Here is a 9979-nt window from a genome sequence, read left to right as displayed (position 1 = left end):
GCCTTTTGTTCCTTTATTGCTCTTTGTTTCGCAACTTAAGGTTATAAAGGCAGGGCTATGTCATTTCAATTCACTATGTCATCTCATCTAGAAAGTCGAGCATCGCGTTTATTTAAGAAAAAGTTGGGCGAGAAAAGATTATGCGCAAAAAAATTTTGCCATGAGATATGTTGCCGGACAGCCTGTAGAGCGTGTTTTCCCTACTTCTAAGCAATTACTTGAGGATGAGTCGCTACCACGTGGAGAACCGCTCCTTGAGCATAATCGTGAGCTTTCTGTTGCCATCTGGAATATCTATAAACAACAACGGCCATCATGGCAACAGGTTTTGTCTTCTTTGATTGAGAAGAGTGATCTTGTCTTGCTACAAGAAGCACAAACGACGCCAGCCTTATTGAGATTTATTACAGACAGCGGCTTGGTTGCGGATCAGGTTCCAGCATTTGCTCTCCCTCAACATCCATCGGGTGTGATGACATTAGCATCGTCTTCACCAGTTTATTGCTGCCCGCTACGTGAAAAAGAACCGATATTTAGACTATCTAAATCGTCATTAATTACAATTTATCCATTGCCAGATAAACGTCAGTTAATGGTGATAAACGTGCATGCCATTAACTTTAGCCTTGGTGTTGATGTTTATAGTCGACAACTCAATAACATTGGCATTCATATCAGCTTACATAATGGGCCTGTTATTTTTGCTGGGGATTTTAATGCATGGAGTCGGCAGAGATTAAAAATATTGGAACGTTTTACACATCGTATGAATTTGAAAGAAGTACATTTTAATGACGATCATAGGACGATTGTTTTTGGCAAGCCGCTGGATTTTGTTTTTTATCGTGAATTAAAAGTTTCCCGTGCAGCAGTTGTCATGACTGGTGCGTCTGATCATAACCCGTTGATGGTGAAATTTTCTTTGTGATAATAATTGATTGGCTAAAACGACTTATTGATCTTGCAGAGAAAAGATAAAAAAGCGTCGATGCTTACCGACGCTTTTTGAAACATACTTGAACAGTTTACTGATTAGAAGAGCGATTTGCTGATAGTTTCTTCTTCACACCGAAGAAATAAGCCAGAGTCAAAATAAACACCCAGCCCAGACCAACATATAATGCGTCTCTTGTTTGTTCAAAATAGCCCAGTAATACGATGACACTGACCATGAAGACAAGTGTGATTATTGGGGCTATGGGCCACATTGGGATTGGAAATTTCAGTGTCTTGACTTCTTCTGCGCTCATTTGGCGACGCATAGCAATCTGCGAGATTAAAATCATCAACCATACCCAGACAGTCGCAAATGTGGCAACAGAAGCGATAAGAATGAAGATTTCTTCAGGGATCAAATAATTTAGCACTACGCCAAGTAACAGAACTGCAGTCATGACAAGAACCGTCATCCATGGCACACCATTACGAGTTAATTTTTTGAATGATTCGGGCGCTTGTCCTTCTTGCGCCATGCCATACATCATCCTGCCAGCACCAAAAATATCACTATTGATAGCGGAAATCGCCGCGGTAATCACGACCACATTCAGAATATTTGCCGCTGAATTAATTCCCAAATTAGAAAAAATCTGTACAAATGGGCTGCCATCCTGACCAATTTGATTCCATGGATAGATGCTCATCAGGATACACAGAGTCAAAACATAGAAGATCAAGATACGAAACGGAACCGCATTAATTGCCTGAGGGATCGTTTTTTCTGGATTTTTCGCTTCACTAGCGGTGATACCAATGACTTCGATGCCACCAAAAGCGAACATAACAATGGCGAATGAAGCTATCACGCCACTGATACCATTTGGCATAAAACCGCCATGCTCCCATAAATTGGACAGACCGGTTGCATGCTCAGTTGCTTGTCCGAAACCGTAAAACATAATGGCAAGGCCGCCGATAATCATGGCAATAATGGCAGTGACTTTAATGATTGAAAGCCAAAACTCCATTTCACCAAAGATTTTTACGTGACACAGATTCAAGGCGCCAATAAAACAGACAATCCCTAAAACCCAAATCCACTGATCAACATGTGGGAACCAGAGCTTCATATACGTGCCGAATGCAGTAACATCAGCCAGGCAAACAAACAGCATTTCAAGAATATAGATCCAACCAGTTAAGAAACCGGCCAAAGGTCCCAGATAATGGCTGGCATATTGCGAAAAAGAACCAGATACAGGATGGTGAACGGCCATTTCGCCGAGTGCTCTCATCACGATAAATACGGCAGCTCCGCCGAGTAAATAGGCCAGCAATACAGCGGGACCCGCTTGCTGTATTGCTGCTGCTGAGCCATAAAACAGCCCTGTGCCTATTGCAGAGCCTAAAGCCATAAAGCGGATATGCCGCACGCTTAGACCCTGTTTAAGCTGATTTTCATTATTTTGCATTCGTTATTCCCATCTATCCTTTCAGCCTGAGAGTATTTAGGCATACGATGCTCTGTCTGGCGTGAGATGCCAGCAAAAGCAACCTGGTACAATACCATAAAGATGGATGTTCGCGGGATAGATATCTGTAATAATAACGGGCAGTTTATTAAAACCAGAGTTTTTTTATGATTTACCCAATAAATGAAATCTTCCAAACTTTACAGGGAGAAGGAGTGTTTACCGGTGTACCTTCGGTTTTCATTCGATTACAGGGATGTCCAGTAGGGTGCAGTTGGTGCGATACCAAACATACATGGGAAAAAGAGGCTGATAAACAGCAGCCAATGGAAAATATCTTACTGAAATCGCAAGACAGCGATTTGTGGGGCGTTGCCAGTGCAAAACAATTACTGAGCATATTCACTCGTCAAGGTTATAGTGCGAAGCATATTGTCATTACCGGCGGAGAACCGTGCTTATATGACTTGCGTCCTTTGACTGAAACACTGGAAAGTGAAGGCTATCAATGTCAGATAGAGACAAGTGGTACACATGCTATTAAGTGTTCTGACAAAACGTGGGTGACGGTTTCTCCGAAAGTGAAAATGCGCGGAGGCTATCGGGTTTTGCCTGAGGCGCTTAAACGCGCTAATGAAATTAAGCACCCTGTCGGGCGGCAGCGCGATATTGAAGCATTAGATGAATTATTGACTATGCTTGATGGAAATCCTACTCCGGTTATTGCCTTACAGCCGATCAGCCAGAAAGAAGATGCTACTCGCCTGTGCATCGAAACGTGTATTGCCCGTAATTGGCGTTTTTCGATGCAAACCCATAAATACTTAAATATCGCCTAAATCTCATTCAGCACCAGGCTCTGGTGCTGAATCCTTATTCTCCCCGATAGATACAACCTGCGCTACAAGTCTCTTTAACCATAACAGCACTGAGTTGAGGCAACGTCGGTTTTAACTTCTCCCAGATCCACTTGGCCAACACTTCGCTGGTTGGATTTTCAAGCCCAGGAATCTCATTGAGATAATGGTGATCGAGCTGTTCCCAGACAGGTTTAAAGGCGGCTTTGACATCGGCAAAATCCATGAGCCAGCCACTAAGTGGATTAACTTCTCCGGTGATTTCCAGACGTACCATGAATGAATGCCCATGCAAACGCCCACATTTGTGTCCTTCCGGTACGTGTGGAAGGCGATGTGCTGCCTCGAATTGAAAATCTTTAAAGATAGTTGTACTCATTGTGCTTTCCCCTGATTTTAAAAGGTCGGCTATTCTACCTGAACTTTGCCAGCTTAACGTGATTTTTCTGGAAGTAAAAAGCACAACGCTTAACGACTTTATTGATATATTAAATCTGTAAATAAAGTTAGGCGTTTTGGTTATGAGATATTGCGATCCTTTCTTTAAACACAGCTCCTATTCTGGGATAACCTTAATCAATTCATGTTCATGACTGGATTGATTCCTGCATCTTGTACAACATGGATACTGGCTATAGCAAAAGGCACTGGGACAATGACCGCAAAACCACCTTCAATCGCATTACTACCTGTTTCTCCAGAACAATTATCACGCTTGCAGTCTGCAACTAGCGATTTTTCTCCCCATCAATTAGCCTGGTTGTCTGGTTACTTTTGGGGAATGGTGAATCATCAGCCACAAATTGGGGCAGAGACACCTATCGTTTCCGCACAGGAAACCGTAACTTTGCTTTCCGCATCGCAAACAGGCAATGCCCGTCGTCTGGCTGAACAGTTAAGAGATTCACTATTAGCTGAAAATATCAATGTAAACTTAATTAATGCGGGTGACTATAAATTTAAACAAATTTCCCAGGAACGGATATTGATTATTATTGCTTCAACACAAGGTGAAGGTGAACCCGCAGAAGAAGCTGTAGCACTCCATAAGTATCTCTATGCCAAAAAAGCGCCATCAATGAAAGAGACGGTATACGCCGTATTTGGCCTTGGGGATACGTCGTATGAAAACTTCTGTCAGGCAGGGAAAGATTTTGACAGTCGTCTGTATGAGCTTGGTGCTCAGCGCCTATTGGATCGTGTTGATGCTGATGTGGAATACCAAGAACAAGCGGCTCAATGGCGTCAGCAAATTACAGATATTTTGAAGCAGCGTTTGTCAGTACAGGTAAATGCTGTCACTTCATCTACTATTTCAGCGCATGTCAAGGAAGCCCAAACGTATACCAAAGAAAGCCCCTTGACGGCTTCCCTGTTGACGAGCCAGAAAATAACGGGACGTGGTTCTGACAAAGATGTTCGCCATGTTGAAATTGATTTAGGGGACTCAGGGCTGCGTTATCAACCAGGAGATGCCTTGGGTGTTTGGTTTGAAAACGATCCGGCTTTAGTGGATGAATTAATAGCTCTGCTTTGGTTAGACGGTTCAGAGCAGGTTAATGTGCATGGAAAATCACTTCCATTGCGTAAAGCTTTGATTAGTCACGTAGAGTTGACGCAAAATACTGGTGTAATTGTTGGGAAATATGCAGCGTTGGCGAAAGATGAAAAACTGTTATCGCTAGTCGCTAACAAACAAGCCTTGCAACAATACGCTCAGACAACACCTATTGTTGATATGGTCAGGGCTGCGGCTTCACAGCCAGAAGCCCAACAATTTATTGATTTATTGCGCCCACTGACACCACGTCTCTATTCCATCTCCTCTTCCCAATCTGAAGTGGAAAACGAAGTCCATATTACCGTGGGAGTCGTCCGTTATGATATTGAAGGACGTGCCCGTACAGGCGGAGCGTCAGGTTATCTGGCGGATCGTTTGCAGGAAGATGACAACATCCGCGTGTTTATCGAACAGAACAACAATTTCCGTTTACCGGCCGATCCTAATACACCAATCATCATGATTGGGCCGGGAACGGGGGTTGCTCCGTTTAGGGCATTTTTGCAGCACCGTGACAGTCAGGGAGCTGAAGGTAAAAACTGGCTGTTTTTCGGTAATCCCCATTTTGTTGAAGATTTTCTTTATCAGGTTGAATTCCAACGTTATATGAAAGGGGGCTTATTGACCCGCATTGATCTGGCATGGTCAAGGGATCAGCAACATAAAGTATATGTACAAGACAAACTGCGTGAACAGGGAGGAGAAGTTTGGCGCTGGATTCAGGATGGCGCTCATCTGTATGTTTGTGGCGATGCGAATCGCATGGCAAAAGACGTAGAACAGGCCCTATTGGACATCATTTCACAACATGGTGGTATGGATGCTGAGCAGGCTGATGAGTTCTTGAGTGAATTGCGCCTTGAGCGCCGTTATCAGAGAGATGTTTACTAATATGAGCAATGTGAGCAAAGAAAAAACAGATACCTTAATCGTTGAAGGCAAACTTGCAGACAGTGAACGCATGAAGTTGGACAGTAATTATTTGCGAGGAACGATCAGCGAAGATTTAAAAAATGGGCTGACAGGTGGATTTGAGGGGGATAATTTTCTCCTTATCCGCTTTCATGGCATGTATCAGCAAGATGACCGTGATATTCGGGCCGAGCGTATAGAACAAAAACTCGAACCACGCCATGCCATGATGCTGCGTTGTCGCTTACCGGGGGGAATTATTACCCCAAAACAGTGGCTGGGTATTGATCGGTTTGCGACAGAAAATACGCTGTATGGCAGTATTAGATTGACCAACCGCCAGACATTCCAGTTTCATGGGATATTAAAAAACAATATCAAGCCAGCACATCAATTATTAGCACATATGGGCTTGGATTCACTGGCTACCGCTAACGACGTCAATCGTAATGTGCTGTGTACGTCCAATCCGGTGCAATCTGCTTTACACCAACAGGCTTATGAATGGGCGAAAAAGATCTCGGAGCATCTGCTGCCTCGTACCAACGCGTATGCTGAAATCTGGTTGGATAAAGAAAAAATTGTAACAACCGATGAAGAGCCGATTCTTGGCACCACTTATTTGCCCCGTAAATTCAAAACATCGGTGGTGATCCCGCCACAAAATGATGTGGATCTGCATGCCAACGATATGAATTTTGTCGCCATTGCGGAAAATGATCAATTAATTGGCTTTAACGTATTGGTGGGTGGTGGATTAGCCATGACCCACGGCGACAAAAAAACCTTCCCACGGCTGGCGACTGAATTTGGTTTTATTGCACAGGAACACACACTGGCTATTGCAGAGGCGATAGTGACCACTCAACGTGATTGGGGTAACCGGACTGACCGTAAAAATGCGAAAACCAAATATACCCTTGAACGTGTGGGTATTGAAACCTTCAAACAAGAGGTTGAAAAACGTGCTGGCGTGAAATTTGAAGCTATTCGGCCATATAAATTCACTGGTCGGGGCGATCAAATTGGTTGGTTAAAAGGCATTGATGATCAATGGCACCTGACCTTATTTATTGAAAATGGCCGTTTGTTGGATTATCCCAACAAGCCATTAAAAACAGGGATTGCAGAAATTGCGAAAATCCATAAAGGCGATTTTCGTCTGACTGCCAACCAAAACCTGATTGTGGCAGGAGTGCCGGAGAGTGAAAAAACGCGGATTGAAGACATTGCCCGTGCTCATGGCTTAATTGACGATAGCGTGACTACTTTGCGTCACCACGCTATGGCCTGTGTTTCATTTCCTACTTGCCCATTAGCGATGGCTGAAGCAGAACGTTTCTTGCCGACTTTTGTCGATTATGTTGATGCATTAATGGAAAAGCATGGTGTGGGTGATGAAGAGATCATACTGCGTGTTACAGGCTGTCCGAATGGGTGTGGCAGGGCGATGCTGGCAGAAATTGGGCTGGTGGGTAAAGCACTTGATCGCTACAACCTGCATCTTGGAGGAAATCGCATAGGTGATCGCATTCCTCGCATGTACAGGGAAAATATCACATCAGCTGAGATCCTTGAGATACTGGATAAATTAATTGGTCGTTGGGCATCAGAGCGTCATGCCGGTGAATGTTTTGGTGATTTTCTGATCCGCGCTGATATCATCAAACCCGTATTGAATTCGGCCGTCGATTTTTATGATTGGCAGGAGGCAGTATGAGCCGATTGAACTTATCGGAGCTGGCGGCATTGGCGCCAGAGCAGCAAATCACGTCATTGGCAGACATTAATCAGCAACTGGAGGCACTGGATGCTCGTGAACGGGTGAGATGGGCATTGGAACATTTATCTGGCGAATTTGTGCTTTCCTCTAGTTTTGGTATTCAGGCGGCAGTTTGTTTGCATCTTGTGACACGGGAGTATCCTGATATTCCCGTGATTCTTACCGATACGGGATACTTATTTCCTGAAACTTATCAATTTATCGATAAATTGACTGAAAAACTCAACCTGAACTTGAAGATTTTTCGTGCAGAACATTCTCCGGCCTGGCAAGAAGCTCGTTATGGCAAATTATGGGAACAGGGAATAGAAGGGATCGAACGTTATAACCAAATCAATAAAGTTGCGCCGATGGATCGTGCATTAGCAGCTCTGCGAGCACAGAGCTGGTTTGCGGGGTTACGTCGCCAGCAATCAGAAAGCCGGACCAACTTACCTGTGTTGGCAATTCAACGGGGAGTTTTTAAAATTCTACCTATAATTGATTGGGACAATCGGCAGGTATATCAATACCTGACAAAACATGGTCTTGAATATCATCCATTATGGGAGCAGGGCTACCTTTCTGTCGGGGATACGCATACCACCCAAAAATGGGAACCCGGTATGAGTGAAGAACAAACCCGTTTTTTTGGCCTGAAACGTGAGTGTGGTTTGCACGAAAGTTAAATTAGTCCCCCAGCTTTATTTGAGAAGGGTTTGTTCAGAACCGCGTAAATTCAGGTTTGGTTTTTTTAGATTACAATTATTCCTTATGGATGAATTAGGGGTAACTTTATACTTTTTTTAACGCATCATTGTTATGTGATTGATGTGGCTATTTTTTATATAAAAATGTTATATTCTAACTCTTCGTTAAGAATAGGATATGTCGTATGGATAAGAAAGAAGAATTGCTACAACAAATAAATCATGTGTTAGCTGACAGTCCTGTGATTGCAGAGGATAAACTGGCTGCAATGATGACGTTTTGTTTCAGTTTATGTCATCATCGAAGAATGGTGGAGTAAATATACGTGCTTTTGATGGTCGAGTTCTAATATCTAAATTAGAATTAAAATATTAAATTATCTATTTTGGATGAGGATATTTAAATGAGTAGAAGGGAATTTGAAAGCATGATTATTGATCACATGCTAGTGAAGGATAATGGAGGGATTAAACCATTATCTATCACAGAAGATTATAGAAGAAAGAATTACGCTGAAATTGAAAGAAAATATTCCAATATGTCATCTGATATTGTGAAAAGAATGTGTGATGATGAAGAATATTATGTTGTGTTAACTTATGGTGAAATGGTTGATGCTGTAAAAAATTCTTGTGGAAGTAATCCTAATTCATCATGGAAAGATAATCTATTTTCAGTTACAGATGTTGTAACAACGTATTCAGGTAATATATTAGATATTTATGCTTTTATGCGATTAGCAAATGAATTAAGTAGTAATTTTGGTGTAAGAGTAACTGAATATGTCAATAGATATGGAAATAAAATGATAAAGCTGACAGGACATGCCGGAGTCAGAAAATTTTTAACCGCTACAAAATACAGAGCAGATCATTGGAAGGTGATAGATATCGGCATAGGAACACAAGGAATGCGAGAAGGAATAGCTACAGTATCTAGAAGAGTTATTGTTGTTTCTGCCCTGTATAGATCAGCGGAATTATTATTTAGAGATGAGTACGATATTTATGATTTTTTCGGAAATATCACGATGGATGTAGCTAAAACCGCTGTTGGAGCTTTGGTTGGCCTTGGGGTTATTGCTGGTGCAGCTATTGCTTTGGGAGCGGGAGCTTTTGCTTTAGGGGTTGCTGTTGTGGCGTTAGCTGCTGGAATTTTGACAACTTGGGTACTATCTGAGCTTGATGACCGTTATAAAATTAGCAAAAAACTGATAAACTACATGCGTGAAAAGGAACTGGCTGAGGCTGATAAACTAGATTATCGTAAACAGCCATTTGGTTATCCTTATCCACGAATAAAATAACCTTCATTTATCATAATTGTGTTGGAAATAATAAAGAGGCCGGAATGGATAGTAAAAATAAATCAATTTTAGCAACTAGTATGTTTTTATTATTTTTAATAATAAACGCGGCTCTCTTTTTTGCTATTGATGAATTTTTATTGATTTATAATTTTTCAGATGTTATTGTTTTTTCATGGAGGATGTTTGCAGTATTGTTTTTTTATCCTTTAATATTTTATTTTTGTATTTCCATGTTTTATTATTTGCTTTTTTTAAAGTTGCCAAAACACAATAATTCAATTTTAAAATTCCTGACATTTTTTGGTATTTTAGGTTTTGTAATTAGTTTGCCTGTATATTGGTACGGTGATTTCAAATTAAAAGAAAATGGATATGTTACTTGTTATAAAAATTCGATAAGCGCTCCCCAAAAGTATGCAAAAAATGAAAAATTATGTGACTAAGTATATTATATGT

Annotated in this window: 9 protein-coding genes and 1 pseudogene; 8 read left to right on the top strand and 2 right to left on the bottom strand. The window is 41.7% G+C overall.

The features are described 5' to 3' along the window. Positions 1 to 145: 145 nt before the first annotated feature. Positions 146 to 928, top strand: a pseudogene (locus IQ211_RS16440) (endonuclease/exonuclease/phosphatase family protein); the annotation flags it as partial. Positions 929 to 1025: 97 nt separating this feature from the next. Here the strand turns inward: IQ211_RS16440 and IQ211_RS16435 are convergent. Beyond that, positions 1026 to 2411 carry an amino acid permease gene (locus IQ211_RS16435; protein WP_189759493.1) on the bottom strand — a complete coding sequence of 462 codons (1386 nt, stop codon included), beginning with the start codon at positions 2409 to 2411 and terminating at the stop codon, positions 1026 to 1028. A gap of 167 nt (positions 2412 to 2578) precedes the next feature. Between IQ211_RS16435 and queE the strand changes: the two genes are divergently transcribed. Further along, positions 2579 to 3250 carry a 7-carboxy-7-deazaguanine synthase QueE gene (queE, locus tag IQ211_RS16430; protein ID WP_189759494.1) on the top strand — a complete coding sequence of 224 codons (672 nt, stop codon included), beginning with the start codon at positions 2579 to 2581 and terminating at the stop codon, positions 3248 to 3250. Positions 3251 to 3284: 34 nt separating this feature from the next. On the opposite strand, the gene queD is transcribed toward queE, so the two are convergent. Then, the gene (queD, locus tag IQ211_RS16425; RefSeq protein WP_189759495.1) at positions 3285 to 3647 is read right to left on the bottom strand and encodes a 6-carboxytetrahydropterin synthase QueD; all 363 of its coding nucleotides are present in this window, start codon (positions 3645 to 3647) and stop codon (positions 3285 to 3287) included. Positions 3648 to 3923: 276 nt separating this feature from the next. On the opposite strand from queD, the gene cysJ reads away from it, so the two are divergent. The 6 genes from cysJ (at position 3924) to IQ211_RS16400 (ending at position 9966) form a co-directional block, all read left to right on the top strand. Then, positions 3924 to 5720, top strand: a complete 1797-nt coding sequence (gene cysJ / locus IQ211_RS16420; protein WP_189759525.1) for an NADPH-dependent assimilatory sulfite reductase flavoprotein subunit — start codon at positions 3924 to 3926, stop codon at positions 5718 to 5720. A gap of 1 nt (position 5721) precedes the next feature. Then, entirely contained in the window at positions 5722 to 7461 is a 1740-nt protein-coding gene (gene cysI, locus IQ211_RS16415) for an assimilatory sulfite reductase (NADPH) hemoprotein subunit (protein WP_189759496.1), read from the top strand. Further along, on the top strand, positions 7458 to 8192 hold the full coding sequence (locus tag IQ211_RS16410) for a phosphoadenylyl-sulfate reductase (protein ID WP_189759497.1): 735 nt from the start codon (positions 7458 to 7460) through the stop codon (positions 8190 to 8192). Before cysI ends, IQ211_RS16410 begins: the two co-directional genes overlap by 4 nt. A gap of 206 nt (positions 8193 to 8398) precedes the next feature. After that, on the top strand, positions 8399 to 8533 hold the full coding sequence (locus tag IQ211_RS19930; RefSeq protein ID WP_262985596.1) for a hypothetical protein: 135 nt from the start codon (positions 8399 to 8401) through the stop codon (positions 8531 to 8533). Positions 8534 to 8617: 84 nt separating this feature from the next. Then, positions 8618 to 9520, top strand: a complete 903-nt coding sequence (locus IQ211_RS16405) for a hypothetical protein (RefSeq protein ID WP_189759498.1) — start codon at positions 8618 to 8620, stop codon at positions 9518 to 9520. Between the two features lie 44 nt (positions 9521 to 9564). Next, complete coding sequence (locus IQ211_RS16400; protein WP_189759499.1) at positions 9565 to 9966, top strand: DUF1240 domain-containing protein; 402 nt, start codon at positions 9565 to 9567, stop codon at positions 9964 to 9966. Positions 9967 to 9979: the final 13 nt, after the last annotated feature.

Origin of the sequence: Xenorhabdus griffiniae, assembly GCF_015163655.1 — a bacterium.
Lineage (GTDB): Bacteria > Pseudomonadota > Gammaproteobacteria > Enterobacterales > Enterobacteriaceae > Xenorhabdus > Xenorhabdus griffiniae.
Note: the sequence above shows the minus strand (reverse complement) of the source record. Positions and strands in the feature narration are given on the sequence as shown.